The organism is Thermoflexus sp. (genome assembly GCF_042408815.1).
GTDB lineage: Bacteria > Chloroflexota > Anaerolineae > Thermoflexales > Thermoflexaceae > Thermoflexus.
This window is the reverse complement of record NZ_JBHOQR010000002.1, coordinates 274498-295339: the sequence shown is the minus strand read 5'-3', so window position 1 is coordinate 295339 and position 20842 is coordinate 274498. Positions and strand designations below refer to the sequence as shown.

18 protein-coding genes are annotated in these 20842 nt (G+C 63.2%); 12 read left to right on the top strand and 6 right to left on the bottom strand.

What is annotated here, in order from left to right; all coding sequences use genetic code 11:
* Positions 1–5 precede the first annotated feature (5 nt).
* The 10 genes from ACFMO3_RS01460 to ACFMO3_RS01415 all read left to right on the top strand — a co-directional run bounded on the left by ACFMO3_RS01460 (position 6) and on the right by ACFMO3_RS01415 (position 10759).
* Complete coding sequence (locus tag ACFMO3_RS01460) at positions 6–617, top strand: hypothetical protein (protein ID WP_376788653.1); 612 nt, start codon at positions 6–8, stop codon at positions 615–617.
* Between the two features lie 351 nt (positions 618–968).
* Positions 969–2189 (top strand): ROK family protein, encoded by a 1221-nt coding sequence (locus tag ACFMO3_RS01455; RefSeq protein ID WP_376788652.1) that lies wholly within the window; start codon positions 969–971, stop codon positions 2187–2189.
* A complete protein-coding gene (locus tag ACFMO3_RS01450) occupies positions 2186–3148 on the top strand; it encodes an amidohydrolase family protein (RefSeq protein WP_376788651.1) in 963 nt (320 codons plus the stop codon). Before ACFMO3_RS01455 ends, ACFMO3_RS01450 begins: the two co-directional genes overlap by 4 nt.
* A gap of 17 nt (positions 3149–3165) precedes the next feature.
* Positions 3166–4443, top strand: coding sequence for an ABC transporter substrate-binding protein (locus ACFMO3_RS01445; protein ID WP_376788650.1), 1278 nt, complete (start codon positions 3166–3168; stop codon positions 4441–4443).
* An 88-nt stretch (positions 4444–4531) separates the two neighbouring features.
* Positions 4532–5485, top strand: a complete 954-nt coding sequence (locus ACFMO3_RS01440) for a carbohydrate ABC transporter permease (RefSeq protein WP_376788649.1) — start codon at positions 4532–4534, stop codon at positions 5483–5485.
* A gap of 18 nt (positions 5486–5503) precedes the next feature.
* The gene (locus ACFMO3_RS01435; RefSeq protein ID WP_376788648.1) at positions 5504–6334 is read left to right on the top strand and encodes a carbohydrate ABC transporter permease; all 831 of its coding nucleotides are present in this window, start codon (positions 5504–5506) and stop codon (positions 6332–6334) included.
* Positions 6331–8190: a glycoside hydrolase family 125 protein gene (locus tag ACFMO3_RS01430; RefSeq protein ID WP_376788647.1), complete on the top strand. Its 1860-nt coding sequence runs from the start codon at positions 6331–6333 to the stop codon at positions 8188–8190. Before ACFMO3_RS01435 ends, ACFMO3_RS01430 begins: the two co-directional genes overlap by 4 nt.
* Before the next feature lie 276 nt (positions 8191–8466).
* Complete coding sequence (locus ACFMO3_RS01425; protein ID WP_376788736.1) at positions 8467–9558, top strand: cysteinyl-tRNA synthetase; 1092 nt, start codon at positions 8467–8469, stop codon at positions 9556–9558.
* A gap of 137 nt (positions 9559–9695) precedes the next feature.
* Positions 9696–10385 carry an FHA domain-containing protein gene (locus ACFMO3_RS01420; protein ID WP_376788646.1) on the top strand — a complete coding sequence of 230 codons (690 nt, stop codon included), beginning with the start codon at positions 9696–9698 and terminating at the stop codon, positions 10383–10385.
* On the top strand, positions 10382–10759 hold the full coding sequence (locus ACFMO3_RS01415) for a YraN family protein (RefSeq protein ID WP_376788645.1): 378 nt from the start codon (positions 10382–10384) through the stop codon (positions 10757–10759). Before ACFMO3_RS01420 ends, ACFMO3_RS01415 begins: the two co-directional genes overlap by 4 nt.
* Before the next feature lie 86 nt (positions 10760–10845).
* Here ACFMO3_RS01415 and thpR read toward each other — a convergent pair whose 3' ends face one another.
* From thpR to ACFMO3_RS01400, 3 genes are all read right to left on the bottom strand, one after another.
* A complete protein-coding gene (gene thpR, locus ACFMO3_RS01410) occupies positions 10846–11436 on the bottom strand; it encodes an RNA 2',3'-cyclic phosphodiesterase (protein ID WP_376788644.1) in 591 nt (196 codons plus the stop codon).
* A 169-nt stretch (positions 11437–11605) separates the two neighbouring features.
* Positions 11606–12409: a hypothetical protein gene (locus tag ACFMO3_RS01405; RefSeq protein WP_376788643.1), complete on the bottom strand. Its 804-nt coding sequence runs from the start codon at positions 12407–12409 to the stop codon at positions 11606–11608.
* 15 nt (positions 12410–12424) lie between these two features.
* Positions 12425–13597 (bottom strand): phosphoglycerate kinase, encoded by a 1173-nt coding sequence (locus tag ACFMO3_RS01400; RefSeq protein ID WP_376788642.1) that lies wholly within the window; start codon positions 13595–13597, stop codon positions 12425–12427.
* A gap of 590 nt (positions 13598–14187) precedes the next feature.
* Between ACFMO3_RS01400 and ACFMO3_RS01395 the strand changes: the two genes are divergently transcribed.
* Positions 14188–15378, top strand: coding sequence for a citrate/2-methylcitrate synthase (locus tag ACFMO3_RS01395; protein ID WP_376788641.1), 1191 nt, complete (start codon positions 14188–14190; stop codon positions 15376–15378).
* A gap of 100 nt (positions 15379–15478) precedes the next feature.
* Here ACFMO3_RS01395 and ACFMO3_RS01390 read toward each other — a convergent pair whose 3' ends face one another.
* Positions 15479–16756, bottom strand: coding sequence for an ABC transporter substrate-binding protein (locus ACFMO3_RS01390; RefSeq protein ID WP_376788640.1), 1278 nt, complete (start codon positions 16754–16756; stop codon positions 15479–15481).
* A gap of 226 nt (positions 16757–16982) precedes the next feature.
* Between ACFMO3_RS01390 and ACFMO3_RS01385 the strand changes: the two genes are divergently transcribed.
* Positions 16983–17291 carry a DUF1232 domain-containing protein gene (locus ACFMO3_RS01385; RefSeq protein ID WP_376788639.1) on the top strand — a complete coding sequence of 103 codons (309 nt, stop codon included), beginning with the start codon at positions 16983–16985 and terminating at the stop codon, positions 17289–17291.
* 24 nt (positions 17292–17315) lie between these two features.
* Here ACFMO3_RS01385 and ACFMO3_RS01380 read toward each other — a convergent pair whose 3' ends face one another.
* On the bottom strand, positions 17316–18746 hold the full coding sequence (locus ACFMO3_RS01380; RefSeq protein ID WP_376788638.1) for an ArnT family glycosyltransferase: 1431 nt from the start codon (positions 18744–18746) through the stop codon (positions 17316–17318).
* A 49-nt stretch (positions 18747–18795) separates the two neighbouring features.
* Positions 18796–20805, bottom strand: a complete 2010-nt coding sequence (locus ACFMO3_RS01375; RefSeq protein ID WP_376788637.1) for a sigma-54-dependent Fis family transcriptional regulator — start codon at positions 20803–20805, stop codon at positions 18796–18798.
* Positions 20806–20842 lie beyond the last annotated feature (37 nt).

The following is a 20842-nucleotide window of genomic DNA, read 5'->3' as shown; positions in this document are numbered from 1 at the left end:
ATCGCATGGGGTGTTCCGGCCCGCGGCCGCTTCGGCACGACCCCCACGCCGTCCCAGGGGCCGGTGAACATGCCCTCCCAGGCGCGCAGCGTCTGGATTGCCTCCGGCCCTGGATCCTCATAATAGCGGCGGTTCAGAAATTCTGCCTCCAGCCTTCTTCGAATCAGGGGGTAACCCTGAGCCCCACCGCACCTTATACGCCGACGGCCGGCACGTGCGGTCCCAATACCCTCAGCACCGATCGCCTGGTGCATCAAGCCCTGTATGAGGGCGCCCTTTACGCGGCCGTGAACCCTTATTGCCTGAACCCGAACAGCCCGTTGCCCCTGGGCGCCGATCCAGACGTGAAGTGCAACGATCCCAACAACGTCCAGTATCGGGCTTACACCCGGGCCCTGAGGGAGACCCGCTGGATTCCTTTCTCCCTGGTGGATCCCAGTCGGATCGTAGTGATCGTCGAGCCGAACCTGTCCTCCCCGACGCCGACGATCTACGAGGGGGATCGGATCACGGTCATCTATGTTCCCCGATCGTGCGAAGGCATGCTGAGTGCCAACCTGATCCTCCGGGCCCAATCGGTTCAGATCGCCCTCGAGGGCAAACCGAAGAACCCGTGAGGATACCCCCGCTTTTCTATCGCGGAACCTCAAAGGCCTCCCGCCCGGCCTTCCCATCCTCCCGGAGCGCCGGATCCGCCCCTTCCTGAAAACGCTGTGCTCCATCCTATAGCCTCTCGACCGATCGAGCGTTAGGGCCTCCCTGCTCTTCCGAGCCGAACGGATCCGGACCTTCGCACCGCTCGAGCGGCGATATGCCCGTCCACGGAAGGTCAAGGCGAAAGCTCCTCCTACCATCCACGAGGGTTGACCGCCTGAGGTCCTCGACTTCCATCGCCTTCAACCAGTTTTCCATCCCCTTGACAATTTCATATTTTCTTTTAGAATGAAAATAAAACAGGGAGCTGGTGGATGCACGCGGGGCGGCCTGAGATTCTGGAGCGGATCAACCGGTCGGCGATTCTGCAGCTGATCCGGGAGCAGCCCGGGATCTCCCGGGTGGAGCTGGGTCGCCAGTTGGGTCTTAGCCCGGCGACCGTCACGCGACTGGTAGGGCAACTCATGGAGGAGGGCCTGGTGATCGAACGGGAGCGAGCGCCTTCCCCAGGGGATCGGCGATTCTCCGGACGGCGCCCCCGCTCGCTTTATTTGAATTATGAAGCCTATCACCTGATCGGCATTGACCTGGGGGGGACCTATCTGGTGGGCGCCGTGGCCAATTTGAACGGGGAAATCCGGGTGGAGATTCGGCGCCCTTCCCAGCCTAATGGAAGGCCAGAGGAGGCCCTGGGGCAGCTCTTCGAGGCCATCGAGGCACTGCTGGAACAGGCCCGCGCGGGCGGATATGCGGTGCGGGGGATTGGGATCGGCGCCCCCGGGGTGACGGATCCGGCCGCCGGTCGGGTGATCTGGGCGCCGGCGTTCCAGTGGCGGAATCTCCCGTTGCGGGATGAAATTGAGCGCCGGTTTCATCTCCCTACGTTCGTAGAGAACGATGTGAACCTAGCCGCCTTTGGGGAACGGTGGTTCGGGATCGGGCGGGGAGCGCAGAGCCTGGTTTGTGTGTTCATCGGGACGGGGATCGGGGCAGGCCTGATCCTCAATGGGGAGCTGTATCGGGGCTATCACTATGCAGCCGGAGAGATCGGATATGTGATCCCGGAGCGCTCGCTTCTTCATCAGACCTATGAGACCTTCGGTTGCTTGGAGACCCTGGCTGCGGGCCCGACCATTGCCCGCCGGGCGATGGAGCGGGCCAGGGAGTTCCCGGAGAGCGCGCTCCGGCCGTTCATCGAGGCAGGCCGCCTTGAGGCCACGGATGTGTTCCGGGCCGCGGAGGCGGGGGATCCCCTGGCCGCTCAGGTTGCTGAGGAGGCGATGGATTATCTGGCGATCATGCTGGCCAGCGTGATCGCGGTGGTCGACCCGGAGATGATCGTGCTGGGAGGCGGCGTGGCCCGGGCTGGCCCCTATCTGGTGAACGGGCTCCGTCGCAGGCTGGAACGGGTGGTCCCGGCTATGCCGGAGATCCATCTCTCCGCCCTGGGGGATCGGGCGGGCGTTCTGGGGGCGGTGGCCTACGCCATCTTCGAGCTCGAAGGCCTGATGCAGGTTCGGAGGGCGTTGCGGTGACGCGGATCAGCCGTTGGGGGATTCGCATCATTGACTTCCACGCTCACTTCCCGGTCCCAGAGGACTATCTGGCCGACTGGGAGGCTCGTTACGCAGCTCGTTTTGGCCTGGAGAAGCTGGCGCGCCTGCGCCAGGACGCCCGCTGGTATCAGGAGCAGTGGTGGCGAGCCTACTCCTTTCCCTTCCCGGAAGAGCCGATGGCCCCGCCGGAGGTGCAGCTGGAGCGCTGGGCCGCCGAGGTGGACCGCTACGGTCTGGACCGGGTGGTCTTTCTCACAGGAGGGGGGAACGATCAGCTGGCCGCGCTGGTGAGCCGCTATCCAGATCGCTTCATCGGCTTTGCCCATCATGACCCCTTCCGCCCCGATGCGGCGTCAGAGCTCCGACGCGCCGTGCAGGAGCTGGGGCTGCGGGGCTATAAGATCCTGGCCCCTGCTCTGCGAGGGCCTATCGATGATGAGGCACTGGATCCAGTCTGGCGGACGTGCGAAGCCCTGGGTATCCCTGTCCTCATCCATTTTGGGATCCTCGGGGGCGGGGGTGGCATTGCCTGGCATGAGAACATCAACCCGTTGCGGCTGCACGATGTGGCCAAGGGCTTCCCCGACGTGCCCTTCGTGATCGCACATTTCGGATGCGGATATCCTCGGGAGCTCCTGCATCTGTGCTGGGTATGTCGAAACATCTATGTGGACACATCCGGGAACAACGAGTGGATCCGCTGGATGCCGTATGAGCTGACCATGAAGGATCTCTTCCGGAGGTTTGTGGAGACCATCGGGCCGGAGCGGATCATCTTCGGAAGCGACTCGGAGTGGTTTCCACGGGGCTTTGCGGTCCGCTACCTGGAGGACCAGCTGCGGATCTGTTATGAGATCGGGCTGCGGGAGGAAGATATCCGGAAGATCTTTGCCGGAAACGCTGTCCGATTGCTGCGATTGGAGGATGGATCATCTTGATTCTCGGGAGGTGAGCCATGGGGCGATGGACATGGTTTTCGCTTTTTATGCTGGCCGCGTTGATCCTCGCTCAGTGCGCACCAGGGGCGCCCGCTTCTCCCACCCCTCCGCCTCAGATCACCATTGTCCACTGGCAGCATCACCATGAGGCCCGGAAGCCGGTGGTGGACGAGCTCATTCAGGAGTTCCAAGCCAAATACCCCAACGTCACCATCAAGTTTGAGAGCATCCCTTATGAGCAATATTTCGATAAGCTGCTGACGGCCCTGGCCAGCAAGACCGGCCCGGATGTTTTCCAAATCCCCATGGAGATGGCAGAACAGCTCATCCAGGCGGGGGCGCTGGCCCCGGTGCCGGAGAGTGTGATGACCACCCAGCAGATCGAAGAAGCCTTCATTCCCGCTGCTGTCCAACGTTTCAAGTCCGGTGGGAAGTATTACGGGCTGCCCACGGATGTCCAGACGCTGATTCTCTTCATCAACGTTGATCTTCTCAAGGAATGTGGAGGGGATCCCAACCGGCCTCCCGCCACATGGGAGGAATTGAAGGAGCAAGCGCGCCGATGCACCAAGCGGGACGCCCAGGGGAACATCATTCAGGCCGGCTTGGACACCCGTTACCGCTGGGCGGTCTATACCCAGGCCATGTATAGCTTCATCGATGGCCCAGTGGTGGACGCCGCTTCCTGCAAGGTGAATTACGCTGGTCCGCAGGGGATCGCGGCCTGGAAGCTGGTTGCCGAGCTGATGACGGGCCCGGAAGCCGTGGACTCGCCGAAGTTCCTCACGGGGCAGCGGAAGTTCGAGCAGGGCAAGGCGGTTTTCTACATCAACCACCCAGTGACGCGAGGCCGGCTGGAGCGAGAGGCCAAGGGGATCAACTGGATCGTGGCCCCGCCCCCCGTCCCAGCAGGAAAGCAACCGGTCACTCCGTTGCACGTGTGGGCGTATGTGGTGAACAAAGACACCAAGAATCCAGAGTGGGCCTGGCGTTGGGTCCAGTTCCTCACCAGCAAGGATGCCCAGATCAAATGGTTCCGGAAAGCCGGCGACCTGCCCTCCTTGAAGGCCCTGGTCTCCGATCCATCCCTGGCCACCGATGAGAAGTTCCGGGTCGCCCTGGAGTCCATGAGCTACTCCCGACCGGTCGAGCAGGTCGGACAGACGGAGGTGGATAACATCCAGTCGGAGCTGTGGGAGAAGATCGTCATCCAGGGCGCGGATGTGGAGATGGCGGTGAAGGAAGCAGCTGCCAAGGAGGAGCAGGTTGTCCGGAAGATCCTGAAGTGCCCGTAAAGGGCATGGAAGGTCTCCTGGAAGATAAAGAGGCGGCCGGAGCGTGAGCTCCGGCCGCCCCCTTTTCATCTTGGTCGGGAGAGGAGCAATGGTCAGCCGGAACTTCGCATGGGCGCTGGAAAGGAGGAGGGCCCTTCGGATCCGACGTCAGGTCCGCATGTGGATCTGGGCTTATGGATTCCTGGCCCCCACTCTGATCCTGTTTGCTCTCATCGTGCTCTATCCCTCCGTGGAGGCTTTCCGGCTCAGCCTGTATCGCTGGAGCCTGTTCGGGGAGAAGGAGTTCGTTGGTCTCGCCAACTACCAGCGCATGGTGCGGGATCCGCTTTTCTGGCAATCCCTTAAGGTGACTTGTATCTGGACCCTCGGGGTGGTCCCCTGGGTGATGGTGCTGGGCATGTTGACGGCCTTGGCCCTGAATCAGCCCTGGCTGCCTGGCCGCGGGGTCTTCCGCACGATCTATTTCGTCCCGGTAATGACCTCCGTGGTGGCCTCTGCTTTCGTCTGGCGCTGGTTGTTCGAACCCACCTTCGGGGTCGTGAACTGGATCCTGCGTCAGGTCGGGATCGTTGACCCGCCCGGTTGGCTGGCCAGCACAACCTGGGCGTTGCCCGCCCTGATGACCGCGGGCATTTGGAAACAGGTCGGTTATGCGATGGTCCTCTTCCTGGCAGGGCTCCAGACCATTCCTCGGGAGATTCGGGAAGCGGCGGAGATCGACGGGGCGAACCCATGGCAGATCTTCTGGCATGTCACGCTACCGCTGCTGAACCCCACCGTGGTCTTCGTGGCCGTCATCCTGGTGATTAATGCCTTCCGGGTATTCAGCATCCCTTACGTGATGACCTCCGGAGGCTTTACCTATCTTACCCCGGGTGGCCCCTTGAACAGCACCCGGGTTTTCGTGTTGCACATCTATGATCTGGCCTGGAAGCAATTCGATTTCGGATATGGCGCGGCCAACGCCATTGTGCTTTTGCTGATGATCATGACGGTCACCCTGATCCAGCTCCGCATCCTCCAGCGTCCGTTCGAATACTGAAATTTAAGGAGGTGAGGAATGGCCCTGGCCGGGCGATGGATTGGCCGCTCTCTGGTGATATTGGCGCTCCTGGCCGGATCCGTCGTGATGCTCCTACCCCTGGCATGGATGACCTCGTCCGCTTTCAAGCCACTGCACGAGGTCATGCGCATCCCTCCCACCTGGATCCCGGAGGAGCCCACCCTGGAGAACTTCCGGGCGGTTTTCTCTCAGTTCCCCTTCGGCCGATATTTCCTGAACAGCCTGCTCACCTCATCTCTCGTTACTCTCAGCGTCCTGGTCACCAGCTCGATGGCCGGCTATGCTTTGGCGCGCTTCCAGTTCCCGGGCCGGGATCTGTTGTTTGTGATGATCCTCGCCAGCCTGATGATCCCTTTCCAGACCCGCATGATCCCGATCTATCAATTGGCCATTGCTCTTCATCTCCAGGATACTCTGCTCGGGGTGATGTTCCCATGGCTGGTGGATGCCTTTGGCATCTTTTTGATGCGCCAGTTCATGCTGACCATCCCCGGGGATCTAATCGACGCGGCCCGCATGGATGGGGCCTCCGAATGGCGGATCTTCTGGGCGATCATGCTGCCCCTAGTGCGTCCGGCCCTGGCTGCCCTGGCGATCTTTACTTTCCTGGGGGCGTGGGAGGAGTTTCTCTGGCCGTTGATCATCACCAGTTCCGACGCCAGCCGCACCATCCCGGTCGGCCTGCAGTTTTTCTCTGAGCAATACGGGACGAATATCCACTGGCAGATGGCCGGGGCGTTGATCGCCGCCCTTCCCATGTTGATCGTGTTCTTCCTACTGCAGCGGCAGATCATCGAGGGCATCACCTTAACGGGAATGAAGGGATGAGCATGCACCCGCTGATCACCCGACCGCCCGTCCTGGAGGAGCCTCCGCCGTTTTTGCCCACCGGGAACCTCTGGATTTCCCTCCCTTTGATCGATCGGCGGGATGGGAGCCTGCATCGTCTGGGCGTGCTTCATGAGCGTCTCAATGGCCTGCTCGAGGCCGATGGCGACCCGCTCCTTCGCCCCTTCCTCATAGTGGACGGCCAGCCGGTGGACTGGAGGGGTCGCCTGGAGTGGTCCCGGGAGGGCTTCTGGATCCCGGTCTGGCGCTTCCGCGCCGGCGATTTGGAGATCGAAGGCCGTCTCTGGGCGCCGGTCGGCGAGCGGGGGATAGTATATTGGATGCGCGCGAATCTCCACAGGAGCTCTCCCTGCCGGATGCTCGTCGGGTTCGAAGGGCGATGGAAGAGAGTGCTCCTTTCCCGTTTCTCTTCCCGACCCCTCGTTGGAGCGTGGACCAGCGGGCGAGATCCATGGACAGGCAGTGGAGTGGCGGAGTTTGGAATCGGGTTCCCAATCCTGGCCCTGGGATGGCAGGTGGAAGCTCCTCTTTCGCTGGAGATCGTCTCCGAACAGCCTTTCGCGTATCGATGCCTTCAGACACGGGACCTCCATCCTGGAGAAACCCTGGAGGCTGTCCTTTATGTGGCAGCGGCGCCGGATGAGGACGGCGCTCGGACAGGGGCGCTGCATCTGCGGCGCCGGGGCGCGGCGGCGCTGCTGCGCGAGACGCGGCAATGGCTGGAAAGCCGAGCCTGCCCCCTGGAAGATCCAGGGCTCGCGGCCCGTCTCAACGAGAACCTGTTCTTCGCATATTTCTTCAGCCAGGGGGACTGCCTGGACACTGGAGCACCGGTGATGGTGACCTCCCGGAGCCCGCTGTATTACGTGAGCGGGGCCTTTTGGAGCCGCGATGCGTTCCTTTGGTCTTTCCCGGCCATCCTGTTGGTGGACGCCGGGCGGGCGCGCCAGCTGTTGTGCCAGTGTCTGCCACGCTATCTCCCCCATATCGCCGATCACGCGCTGTATCTGAACGGCATCCCCCTCTACCCGGGATTCGAGCTGGATCAGGCGGCCGCGCCGCTCCTGGCCCTCTGGCGTTATATCCACGAAACAGGAGATACGGATCTCCTCCGCGAGCCTGCGATCGCCGAAGCCATCCCGACGCTCCTGCGGGAGATCGAGGCCCATCGGGATCCAGAGACCGGGCTGTATGAAACCTTCCTGCTCCCAACCGATGATCCCACGGATTACCCGCTGGTCATCTACGACAACGTCCTGGTCTGGGCCGCTTTCCGGGCGGTGGCGGATCTCCTCCGGCGCCAGGGGGCTGATGAGGAGGCGGCGCGCTGGGAGCGGGAAGCTGAGCGTCTGGAAGGAGCGATCCGCGCGCACGGGATCGTGGAAGGCCCGGAGGGGCTGATGTGGGCCTGGGCGCGGGATCGCCAGGGGCGGTGGGAGCTGCGGGAGGAGCCGCCGGGAAGCCTGCGCTTGCTGGCCTATTATGGGTTCTGTGATCCGGATGACCCAATTTACCGGAACACAGTGCGCTGGCTGGCCTCGCCGATGAACCCCTATTTCTTCCCCGGCCCCTTCGGAGGGCCCGGGTCGCCTCACTTCCCTTTCCCCGGAGTCTTCGATCTGGCCAACCGGCTGCTCACCGATCCGGACCCCGGGGTTCTGGAGACGGTGCGGCGCGCGCCGCTGGACGGTGGCCTGGCCTGCGAGTCCATCGATCCGCACACGGGCATGGTGCGCACAGGGGCGGCGATGGCCAGCCTGGCCGGCTTCCTGGCCTGGGCTCTATGGGGGCGTCTGCGAGGGCACCGCCGGTTCTTCGAGGATCGTCTCCGTTGATCGCTCAGGAGGTTCCCTCGTCCATTCGGCGCAGGAATTCCAGAAAGCCTGGAGGACCTGCCTCCAGCCGCAGCTCCAGACAGAAGGCGTCCTGCCGCGCCCAGGCCACGCGCTCTGGATCCAGGTCGGCGGATTCCCTCGATCTCCCGCCCCCTCCGCTCCCGTAGCAGCCTGTGCCAGCGGGAGGGGTCCGGGATCTCGTTCTCCAAAGTAGCACGATCACTCCGGATGCGGTATCTTGAATTCAAGACCCTGGATTTTGTATCCGGAGGGGGGATGGGGCCCGGGCGTCTATCTGCTTCGGCTTCTGGATTGGAAGGCCGTGCGCGGCCGGGGAAGATCGTGCTGTTCGGGTCGGGGGAAATTGCTCCCAGTGGGCGTCGGGGCCACGCGGTGGCCATGGCGGATTTCGAGCCGCCGGTGAAGGTGGCGGTGCTGGAGACTCCGGCGGGCTTTGAGCTAAACTCCGCGCGGGTGGCCGGGCGGGTGGCCGACTTCATCCGGGAGCGCCTGGGGGAGTTCCGGCCCCGCGTTCTGGTCCTCCCGGCCCGCAAGCGGGGGACTCCCTTCAGCCCGGATGATCCCTATCTGGTGGCTCCATTGCTGGAGGCCGACTATATCTTCATGGGCCCGGGGAGTCCCACCTATGCGATCCGGCAGCTGCAGGGAAGCGTCGCCTGGCGGTATCTCGTGGCCCGCCATCGGCAGGGGGCCGCCCTCGGCCTGGCCAGCGCTGCGGCCATCGCGGTCAGCGCCTGGGCGATCCCGGTCTATGAGATCTATAAGGCCGGCCACGACCCGCACTGGGTGCGAGGGCTGGATCTGTTCGGAGACTTCGGCTTGCAGTTGGCGATCGTCTCCCACTGGAACAACCAGGAAGGCGGGGAGGAGGTGGATACCAGCCGGTGTTTTATGGGCCACGAGCGCTTCGAGGCCATGCGCCGGTTCCTCCCGCCCGAGGTGGTCATCCTGGGGATCGATGAACACACGATGGCGGTTTTCGATTTCCAAAAAGGAGGGGTTGAGGTGCTGGGTCTCGGACGGGTGACGATCGTGCGTGCCGATGGAACCCAGGAGGTGGAAGCGGGAGCGACGTTCCCCATCAACTGGTTGGGGGCGATCCGGATCCCGCCGCCTATCGAAGTGCAACCACCGCCGGGAGCGCTGGGCTTCCCCCAGCCGGTGCTCTCGCCGGAGGCCGCGGCCCTGATCCGGGAGCGGGAGACGGCGCGACAGCGGAAGGACTGGGCGACCGCAGACGCGTTGCGGGAGCGCTTGCGATCTATGGGCTATGAAGTGCAGGACACCCGGGAAGGCCCTCGCTGGCGCCCTCTGGGGGATCCCACCGCCCCCTGGCAACCCCTGTGAGGAGATGGCCGCTCTTTCATTTTCCGGTTGCCTTCCGGATCCGGTCAGTTGAATAATGAAGTGAGGCAGTCGACCTCCTCGCGTATGGTGTGGGGTTGCAAAATACAGCCTGGGGATCGACCGCTTGGGAGGCGCTTATGGTTGGGGCAGCGGCGCCCATCCTGGTGATCACCGAAGGGCAGCTCGCCGGGCAGCGCTGGCCCGTTGACCAGGAGGTCATGCTCATTGGACGCGGCGAGACATGCGATCTGGTGTTGCCGGAGCGGCAGATCTCCCGCCAGCATGCCCGTCTCAAGCGCGAAGCCGATGGTTACTACATTGAAGATCTGGGCAGTAAAAATGGAACCTTTCTCAACGGGCAGCTGCTCGCGCCCTTTACTCCCCAGCGTCTGAAGGATGGCGATGAGATCGCCCTTGCCTTGTGTGTGCGCATCCGGTTCGTCAGCGCCGAGGCGACGCTCCCGCTGGAATCCGTTCCGGTCCCTTCGATGGTCCCGGGTCTGCTGATCGATCGGGCGGCCCGACGGGTGTGGGTGAACGGTCGGGAGGTGGATCCCCCGCTTTCCCCGGCGCAATTCCGGGCGCTGGAGCGTCTGGCCATCGCCCGGGGCGCGGTGGTTTCGCGGGATGAGCTGATCGCTTACATCTGGCCCCAGGAGGATCCCCGGGGGATCACGGAGCAAGCGCTGGACGCCCTCATCCGCCGCCTACGGGAACGGCTGGCCCAGGCGGATCCAAGCCGGGATTATATCCTCACCGTGCGAGGCCATGGCTTCCGGATCGCCGATGTTTCGCTCCATCTCAAAGGCCAGCCGGAGGCCCAATGAGTTCTCGTCGTCCTTCCCGCCGATCTCTGGGAGCCGCAGCAGAGGCCTTCGTGGCGGCTCAGCTCGAGGCCCAGGGATATTCCATCCGGGCTCGGAACTGGCGCTCGCCCTTCGGAGAGATCGATCTGATCGCGGAAGGGCAGGGCTGGTTGCGCTTTATTGAGGTCCGCGCCCGGCGGGATGATCGGTTCGGCACCCCGGAGGAGAGTCTGACTCCCCGCAAACGTCGGTGCTTGCTGCAAACCGCCCTGGCCTACCTGGGGCAGCTGGAAGAGCCAGAGCCCTGCTGGCGGGTGGATCTGGCTTCCGTTGCTCTGGATGCGCAGGGCCGCCCGGTCTCGGTCACGTTTTTTGAGAACATTTTGGAGGCGTGAGGGTTTCTCCTTCTGGAGCGATGTGGGGAGAAGCGGAGAAGGAGCATTCGGTCTCCCGAGCTGGAGCCAGAAGACACCAGTCCCGTTTATATGCTTCCCCGTAAAGGAAGGCGGGCAATGGGGGTGTAGATCGCTCCCTGGGGATGAAGGTCGCTTCGCATCAGGGTGATCTCCGTCACCCGCACCTCCCCCAGCCGCTCTACGGTGGTTCGTTCGATCACCTCCGCGATCCGCCGGCAATCGGCCGAAGTGGCCTCCCGGCCGACCCGCCCCAGCGTCAGATGGGGCTGGTAGGGGCGATCGTCAGGGGGATAGCCCAGCTTCTGCATGCTGGACTCCACCAAACGTTGAAAGGCCGCCAGCGCCCGGGTGGGATCGGAGACCCCCACCCAGATCACCCGGGGATGCCGGAGGTCCGGGAAGCAGCCGATTCCCTCCACCACAAACGCGAAGGGCCCCCGCTCCAGGGTCAGCCCTCGCAGCGCCGCGATGATCTCATCAATATGAGAAGCAGGGATCATCCCGAGGAATTTCAGGGTCAGATGAATGCTCTCCGGCCGGACCCATCGGATCGGCAGGTCCTGGAGCTCCCGGCGCAGGTGGTCCTGCACCTCGGCCAGGCGTTTCTGAATCTCTGGAGGCAGCTCGACGGCAATGAAGGCGCGCACGGCCACCATCCCGAAATCCTCCTTTCCAGGAAAAGGCGATGGTGGTGCGGCTCTTCCCCCGCACCACCATCGCATCCGTTCTCGCCTCTATTTTATTCGATCCGATCGGGTGCTGCTGCAGCCGGGATTGGGAGGGCGCATGGAGGGCTCATCGGCGCGGCGGGATCGCCCCTCGCAGTTAGGTTGGAATGGGGGAGGGGCGGAAGAACAGTTTAGGGACCATGCGGTTGATTTCCACCCGCCTCAATAGGAGCGACTGGATCTCCCGAACCGCGAGAAAGCCGCTGGAGATGCCAGTATCCGGATCCAGGCTCAGGAACTGATTGTCGATCCAGGCGACGAAGCCCAGGGGGCCTGCGGGTGCAAAGGGCGCGCGATGGATTTCCTCCCCATCTACCTCAAAGAGAACCTCTCTGGGCATCCATCGGATGCCATACCTATGCCATTGGGTCAGGTCCATCGGGATCTGGCGCTGCGAGATTAGGATCCAGCGCCGGCCGGCCGTCAGCGTCGCTCGAGCCAGCACTGGGTGATCGAGAAGACGCTGAAGTCTCCGGATCATGGGAGCTGGCCATAGGAGCCGGGGACCGCCCGGGCTGCGCCAGACCATGGCCAGCCATCCCCGACCGGGATCCAGAGGATCAAGGGCCACTCGGGAGGGCGATGAGGCGAAAAAGAACCACACGGCGGAAGGTAACCCGGCGGCCGTCCCAGGCGGTGCCCCGGCGTTCCAGAATCCAAACCCTGCGGTTCCCATCAGCGAGGCCGCGGGATGCGAGAAGCGGGCCTCAATGAGGAGCTGGACCGGGGGCTGCCAGATGAAGCCTGTGCCCCCGTAATCATCGATCTGGGCATCCGCGTAACGATCCCCCGAGTTGGGGAGCAGCGTGAGCCGCAATTCCTCGGCGTCCTCCGCCACCTCCGCCGCCCCCATGGTCATGCGCACCCAGGGTCGATCGGACGGCATAAGCCGCAAAGGCATAGTGGACGATACCCTCTAAGGCCGATCGGCTAGGACTGCGATGCCGGGGAGTGTACGGCCTTCCAGAAACTCCAGGCTGGCTCCCCCCCCGGTCGAGATATGGGTGATTCGATCGGCCACTCCCGCTGCGTGGACGGCCGCCACCGAGTCGCCGCCGCCTACGATGCTCATCGCCCCGCTATCGGCGATTGCACGGGCGATGGCGAAGGTTCCTTCCGCGAAGCGGGGGAACTCAAAGACTCCCAGCGGTCCGTTCCACACAATGAAGGCAGCACGCCGGATCTCCTCCGTATATCGAGCCACGGTCTGCGGGCCAATATCCAGGATCCGCCAGCCGGCCGGCACCTGATCGATGGGCACGACGCGGGCCTGTGCGTCAGGGGCGAAGGCGTCGGCGATCACCACATCCACGGGCAGCCACAGACGATCCCCGCCTCGAGCCAGCAGCTGGCGTGCCGTCTCCAGGGCCTCTTCCTCCACCAGGGAATCCCCCACTTCATAGCCCTGGGCTTTGAGGAAGGTATTGGCCATTCCCCCGCCGATCAGCACACGATCCGCCCGAGCCAGGAAGCTTTCGATCACTCCGATCTTATCCGAGATCTTGGCTCCGCCGAGGATGGCTACAAAGGGCCGCTTCGGGTTCGTCAGGGCTTGGCTCAGGTAACGGATCTCTTTCTCCATTAGGAAGCCGGCCACTACGGGGATGAACCGGGCGATGGCCTCCACCGAAGCGTGTGCCCGATGGGCCGCGCCGAAGGCGTCGTTCACACAGAGATCGCCCAGCCGGGCCAGCTGCCGGGCGAACTCAGGATCATTCTTTTCTTCCTCAGGATGGAAACGGAGATTCTCCAGCATCAGAACCTGGCCGGGCTGAAGCGCCGTGGCCATAGCCTCGACCTCGGGCCCCACACAATCGGGGGCCATCTGGACGGGCCGGGCCAGCAACTCGCTCAGGCGCTCCGCGACCGGCTTCAGGCTGAAAGTTGGATCCGGCTTCTTCGGGCGGCCCAGATGGGACATCACGATGAGGGCTGCTCCCTGATCCAGGAGATACTGAAGCGTGGGCAGCGTGGCCCGGATGCGGGTGTCGTCCGTCACCCGACCTTCAGCGATCGGAACATTGAAATCCACCCGGACCAGCACCCGACGACCGCGGACGTCCACATCGCGCACCGTCATCTTGTTCATTGATATCCTCCTGCTCTGGATCCGTTATGAGAAGGGATGCCTTGCGGTTTTGGCGCTGGGGACACCCTTCCGAAGCAGCCCCCTCGAGAGGGCTTCGTAGTCATCCCGCCTGATCCTCCTGGGCCCCACACCTCCGGCGGGAGGCGCTAGGACTTCGCAGGATGACTCTTGGTCCATTTATTGTAGATCGATCCGAGCAATCTGCGCTCGCTCATCCGCGGGGCTCCCCTTTTGTTTTTCAAGGGGAAAGCTGCGGCATCTTGTCTGTTCTGATTGAAGGGCAGGTGGGCGCTATCGCTCTTGCCTTCCGGCCGATCCCGGGTTAAGATTTGGAGTGAAAAGTCGGATTCCCGAAGGATGGAGGGATAATTCCACCCTGCGGCGATGTTTGATGGGGTCGATGGTTTGTGGAATGTACGTCGCTGAAGGCAATTTATGTCTCGCGAGAGGGTAATGCGCATGCGATTGGAGAAAGCCGCACGATTTGGCTCCTCAGGCATGGATTGGCGATGGAAGTGGGGGCTCGTCTCGATGGCAAAGGGGGGGCGGCGACGCCAGGGATGCCACTCTTCAACCTTTCGGAGGTTGCCATGACTGCAATTACGACCCCCCAGGAAGTAAAATATATTGGGAGGCCTGGCGAGGTCTCTTTCGCCAAGGGATTGGAAGGCGTGATTGTAGCGGAGTCGGTAAAAAGCTATGTGGACGGAGCCGCAGGCCGCCTGATCTATCATGGGATCCCTATCGAGGTCCTGGCTGAGAAGTCCACCTTTGAGGAGACCGCTTTCCTCCTCCTTTACGACAAGCTCCCTACCCAGGACGAGTTAGACGTCTACAAGATGCGCCTCCGACAGTATCGCGAGATCCCCGATGAGGTTTACGACTTCATCTCCCGCGCCGGGCGCCGGTATAACTTCCACCCGATGTCGGTGCTGCGCACTGCCATTTCGATGCTGGCGGCCTTTGACGACTCTGCGGAAGAGGACACCATGATCGCCCATGAGCGGGAGGCCATCAAGCTGACCTCCCGCATCGCCACCGTAGTGGCGGCCATTGGGCGCGCCCGCAAAGGTCTCCCGCCGGTTCATCCCCGCCCGGATCTCAGCCATGCCGCCAACTTCCTCTATATGTTGTTCGAGGAGGAGCCGGATCCCTTCTACGCGCGGGTGATGGATGTGATTCTGATTCTCCATGCGGACCATGAGTGCAATGCCTCCACGTTCACGGTGCGGGCCATCACCTCCACCCTGAGCGATCTATATTCCGCCGTGGTGGGAGGCATTGCCGCTCTCAAGGGGCCGCTTCATGGAGGAGCTAACGAGGAAGTCATGCATATGCTGTATGAGATCGGGGAGGTGGAGAACGCAGAGGCGTGGGTGCTCCGTGCGCTGGCCCGCAAGAAGAAGATCCCCGGCTTCGGCCATCGCGTCTACAAGACCTATGATCCCCGGGCGCACATCCTCAAGCGGTATGCCCTTGAGGTCACCCGACGGGCCGGCACGGAGAAGTGGCTGCGGATGGCGGAGGTGATCGAGCGGGTGATGATCGAGCGCCTGGGGCAGAAGGGTGTCCAGCCCAATGTGGACTTCTACTCCGGGATTGTGATGGCCTCCATGGGCATCGAGACGGCCCTCTTCACCCCCATCTTTGCGGTGGGCCGGATCGCCGGATGGGTCGCCCACGCTCTTGAGCAGCGCAAGGACAACCGGATCTACCGGCCGCGCTTCTTCTATGTGGGGCCGGAGCACATGGAATACATCCCCATCGAGGAGCGTGGCTGAGGGGAATCCCTATGGGGTTACGAATCGCGCGGCGCGGCGGGGAGCTCCCCGCCGCGCCGGTTGTTTTGAGGGATGCCATCAGCCGCGGTCGGGTTGCCCCTCACTTGCACATCTTGTTCTCCACGCAGGCCTTCTGGAGAGCTTCCATTGCTGCTTTGGCGTCCCGGCTGGTCACGAAGTTGAAGATGATGTCATTGAAGGCGGTCGCGAAGCCCTCCGGAGCGGCCGATCCATGGACCTCGCTGGGGATCAGCTGATCCCGCGCGAAATCATCCATAGAGGACTGGAGGTAGATATCGAACTTCGTCCGGTCGCAATCCAGGCGGGCACAGATGGAGCCCTTCTTCGGGTTGAAGGCCTCCTGGCCCTCCTTTGAACCGCACACCTTGAGCCAGGCGATGGCCTGCTCCCGATGCGGTGCCTTCTTGGGCAGGCCGAAGGTGTCGGTCACCACCATGAAGAGCCCCTTGTTGTTCGGGGCTGGGACCCATCCGTAGTCCACGCCCGGCTTGGCCCCCTTGGAGAGGAAATACCCGTGGGACCAGTCCCCCATGACGGTCATGGCCGCCTTGCCGTCGAGCACCAGCTGGGTGGCGGAGTCCCAGGTGTGGGCGGCATGGTCGTCGTTCACGTAGTTGAGCATCCGCCCAAAGATCTCGAAAGCCCTCGCCACCTCCGGCCCAGTCCAGGGCGTCTGGCCGGTCCATAGGCCTCGATATTTCTCTGCTCCCAGCACGCCCGCGAGGACCGTCTCGAAGAGGTGGGCCGCCTCCCATTTGAGCTTATCCCCCAGGGCCAGCGGGGTCACCCCCTTCGCCTTGAGGGCCTCGGCCACTTGGAAGAACTCGTCGAAGGTGGTGGGGGGTTGCAGGCCGTATTGATCGAAGATCTTCTTGTTATACCAGAGGACGTTCCCTCGATGAACGTTTACGGGGACGGAGTAGATCTTCCCTTCATGGCTGACGAGATCGATCAGCTGCTTGGGGAACTTATCCGTCCACCCCTCGCTCTTCCACAAATCGGTGATATCCTCCATGTAGCCGGTCTTCACCCAGGTGTCGATCAGCTCGGCCCCGCCATGAACCTGGAAGGAATCCGGCGGGTCGCCACCCAGCATGCGGGTCTTCAGGACTGCTTTGGCCTGGGCGCCGGCGCCGCCAGCGACGGTGGCGTTGATGATCTCTACCCCTGGATATTTCTGGCGGTAAACCGCAAACATGGCCTCCAGCCCTTCCGCCTCCCCGCCGGCTGTCCACCAGGAGAAGATCTCCAGCTTCTTTGCCGGGGCGGGTGTGGCAGGCTGAGCGCAGGCGGCCAGAAGCAAAGCGGGGATGAGAAGCAGAGCAACCAGTAGGAACCATCGCCGGTTGGAAATCATCCCCCACCTCCCTGTCACAGCGGGCGGACATGCAGGTTACCCGGGGAAGGGCCGATGGCATCCCGGATGGAAACATTTCTACTTCGAATTATAGAAAAGGTACTGGAGCTGTCAAGCGCTTTCACGCTTGTTAATAAAATAAGAGAGATCCCATGCGGCGCTTTGCTCGTCTCCAGAAGCCCTTAGGGAAAGAGCGATGGCGTAACTATCGAGAGGGAGGAGGGACATGGATCGGCTGGGGAATCGGTGGAGCGGGTGGCATGATCTGCGACGGATCCGGCGGCTGATGCGGGATCCTCGCACGCCGGGCTGGTTGAGGCTACTCCCCCTTCTGGCCCTGATTTATATCCTTTCTCCGATCGATCTCCTGCCGGACCTGATGATTCCCGGGATCGGCTCTCTGGATGATTTGGTCCTTCTCTTGCTCGTGTGGCGGCTGTTGCTGGATATGGCCCCGGCGGAGAGGCCGCGGACCTCGTCTGGACGAGAGGAGATCATCGAAGCGACCTACCGGGTGCTGGAGGAAAATCAGTAGGGGGTTCATCGGAGGGAGGGAACGTCATTGAAAGGCCGGGTGGATCACCCGGAGAATGAGGTACAGATCGAGGGCGAAGGCACCGAGGCAGGCCGTCAGGGCCAGGAGGGGACGGAGCGCGGGGAATCGGACGGCCATCTGCGCGGTCATCCCGGTTCCCAGGAGCAATCCCATCGGGAAGACCGGGAGATCCCCACCGATCCATCCGGCGAGCCCCTGAGCCAGTATCCCCAGGCCACACGCCTTTGCGAGTCCATCCGCTGCTGGCCGCTTCAGCCATTCCAGCCAGCCGATGGTGAAGCCCACAGCGATGGGAAGCAGGGCGGGGAAGAGATAGCGTCCCTGGTGCTGCACGAAGGAAAGGTTATATCCGATGTAGGCGGCGACGGTAAGCGTCAGGCTGAGCGTCAGCAGCAGCCCGGGCCATCCCCAGAGGGGCGAGCGCGCGCGTTCCCGGCTTACGTGCAGGGCTAAGCCCAGAAGCCCTAGCACGGTCAACCAGGCGAAGAAGAGATACCAGCGGGCCTCCAACACCACCCCCATCCAGCCGAATTGCCCCCAGAAGCTCTGGAAGGTGAAGGCTCGGAAGCGATCCAGGGTGGCCGCCAGACCATAGCGGGCGATCCATTCTGCCGTCCGCGGCTGACCGACTACCACCCGATCGTGTTGCTGCAGTCCCAGGAAGTCCGGCCATCCGTAGGTGAGGAGATTGCGGGCCCACCAGATTCCTCCCAGGAGGAGAGCCGGGAGCAGCCAGCGCATGAGGCGCCGCATCGCCTCGGCCCTTGGAGCGTGGTCCCAGTGGATCCGTGCTCCGACGGCTGTGAGGACTATGAGGGCCATCGGGTAGACGGTGGTCTTGGTCAGGAAGCCGGCTCCCAGGAGCGCTCCTCCGATCCATGCGTTGCGAGGGGAGTGGCCACGTAGTTCCTCCGCCAAGGGCACCCAGAGCCCCAGGATGAGGGCCTCCGCTAAGGCGTCGTTGTTCACCCCACTGTTCATCGCCACATGCTGGGGCAGGAAAGCGAAGACCGCCGCGGTTCCCAGCGCCCAGGCCGGGCGCTCCGGGAACATCCGACGGATCGCCGTGAAGGCGAGGAGGATCTGTAGGAGGCCCAGGGAGGCGGAGAACAGGCGAAGGGGAAGCAGCTGGCCCTGGAACACCATGAACACGGGAGCCGCCAGCAGATAATACAGCGGAGGCTGATGGAATTCGTATCGTAGGGGATCAATGGATAGCTCCGGCGGGAAGCCTCTGGAGACCATCTGGCTCAAGTATTCCTGATCATAGTCCCCTGGCTGGAGGATGGGCAGGCGGCCCCTGGTGGCAATGAAGCGGATGTAATTGTAGTGTGCTGGCTCGTCGGGCACCTGCCATGCCGGCGTCCAGCGAGCGAAGTGCCATGCCAGGATCATATAGAGCCCACAGACCAGCGCGAGAAACCATCGGGTCATCGAAGAGGATCCTCCATTTGGTCCGCTGAGAATAGCCGATCATGGACCCTCATATGCGGACCCGCGAGCGCCTCGGGCTTTTTTCGTGATTCCGAAAGGCGGCGAGGTCAATTCCATAACGCTTTAGGCGGCGCCAGAGGGTGGTGCGGCTGAGGCCGAGGGCGGAGGCCATCTCGCTGAGGCGGCCTCGATACTGCACCGCTGCCCGCAGGATGGCCTCCCGCTCCAGCTCCTCTACCGGCCGGATGGGCTCCGGGGGCTCTTCCACAGTCAGCCCCCGCACGATCCGCTCTGGGAGATGCAGGAGATCGATCCACCCGTTCTCGCTCAGCGCGGCCGCCCGCTCCAGGGCGTTCTCCAGCTCCCGCACGTTCCCTGGCCACGGATAGGCTTTGAGCTGTTGCAGCGCCGCTTCGGTGAGCCGATAGGTTCGCCCGGAAGCCCGGCGCAGGCGCCGGAACACCGCTTCCGCAATGAGAGGGATATCCTCCGGCCGCTCCCGCAGCGCAGGGATCCGGATCGCTGTGCTGGCCAGAAGATGATACAGATCCGCCCGGAAATGTCCCTCCGCAACCAGTCGCTCCAGATCGGCCGCCGAGGAGGCAATCAACCGCACATCGACATGGATGGGGCGCCAGCCACCCAGGCGCATGACCTCCCCGGTTTCCAGGATCCGCAGGATCGCAGCCTGGACTTCCAGCGGTAGCGCCTCGATCTCGTCCAGGTAGAGAGTGCCGCCGTGAGCCAGCTCGAATTTCCCCGGCCGTCCTTCCGCCGGGCCGTTTCGGAACGTTCCCCCCTCGACACCCAGCAGCTCGATCATCAACAGCTCCCGGGGGATCGCCCGACACGAGACGGCGATGAAAGGTCCACTGGCCCGGGTGCTGGCGTTGTGAATCGCACGGGCGAGCACCCCTTTGCCTGTCCCCGCTTCCCCCAGCAAGAGGACAGGGAGGCTGGTTCGGGCCGCTGCCCGGGCCTGTTGGCGGACCTGCTGGATGGCCCGGGAGCGGCCTGGGATATCCGCCAGGGTCATCAGCGCCTGAGCGCCGACCAGCCGGGCCACCATCTGATGCACCTGCTCGCTCCGCCGGAACGTCAGGACAAATCCCAGGTGCCGTCGTCCTTCGGTTACGGCATGTAGACCGATCCATCCCTCCATCGGATCGCCATCCACCATGAGGGCCCCTGTGGCTTCCCGATGGGCCATCGGATCGGATAGGGCTTCGTGAAAGGTGGGAGGCAAGCGGATATGATCGTCCAGTGGACGTCCCAGGATCCCGGAGGGCTCCAGGCCCAGGACGCGAGCTGCTGTCCGGTTCAGGCGGATCACCTGTCCCTGGGCGTTCAGGACCAGGACCACCTGATCGATGGCCTCCAGGATGGCCTGAAGCTCAGCCAGGAGCTGGTGGTTTTCCTGCAAGTTCGCCTCTGCCTGCAGCTGGTTCTCGATGGCCCGGGCAGCGGCCATTACCATCCCCAGGGTGTCCGGATGAGCCCGCTCCGCGGGCGCCATAACCCCGATCGCCCCCAGCGGCTGTCCATCCAGGCCGTAGATCGGAGCGGCCGTGGTGGCCCATGGGTGATAGAGGGCAAGGAAATGTTCCGCGCCGACCACCTGAGCGGGGGTTCGTTCTAGGAGGGCGAGGGCGAAAGCGTTGGTGCCCACATGGCCTTCGCCCCAATAAACTCCGGGCCGAAGCCCAACGGCCTCCACCGCACGGACGATCTCCAGATCCCCCAGGACATCCAGGACGCATGCAGCGCTATCCAAGAGCACGATCGCCAGGCCGGAACCTTCGGTGAACTGGTGGAGGTCCTCCATCATGGGGCGAGCCGTGGCGATCAGATCGAAGAGGGTGAGCCGCACCCGCTCCAGGGTCTGTTCCTCCAGGCAAGGCAGGGCCGGGGGGGCCATAGGATTCAACCGTAGGAAGCATCGTTCCCATGAAGCGGCCACCAGCGGGTCCAGATCAGGATCCAGCCGTCGCCAGGTGATAAACTGCTCCCAGCGTGCCCGGATCCTTAAGAGATCCACCGGATAGGCCCAGGGCTGCATCGGAGCCTCCTCTATGGGAGCGGGAAAGGACCGGACT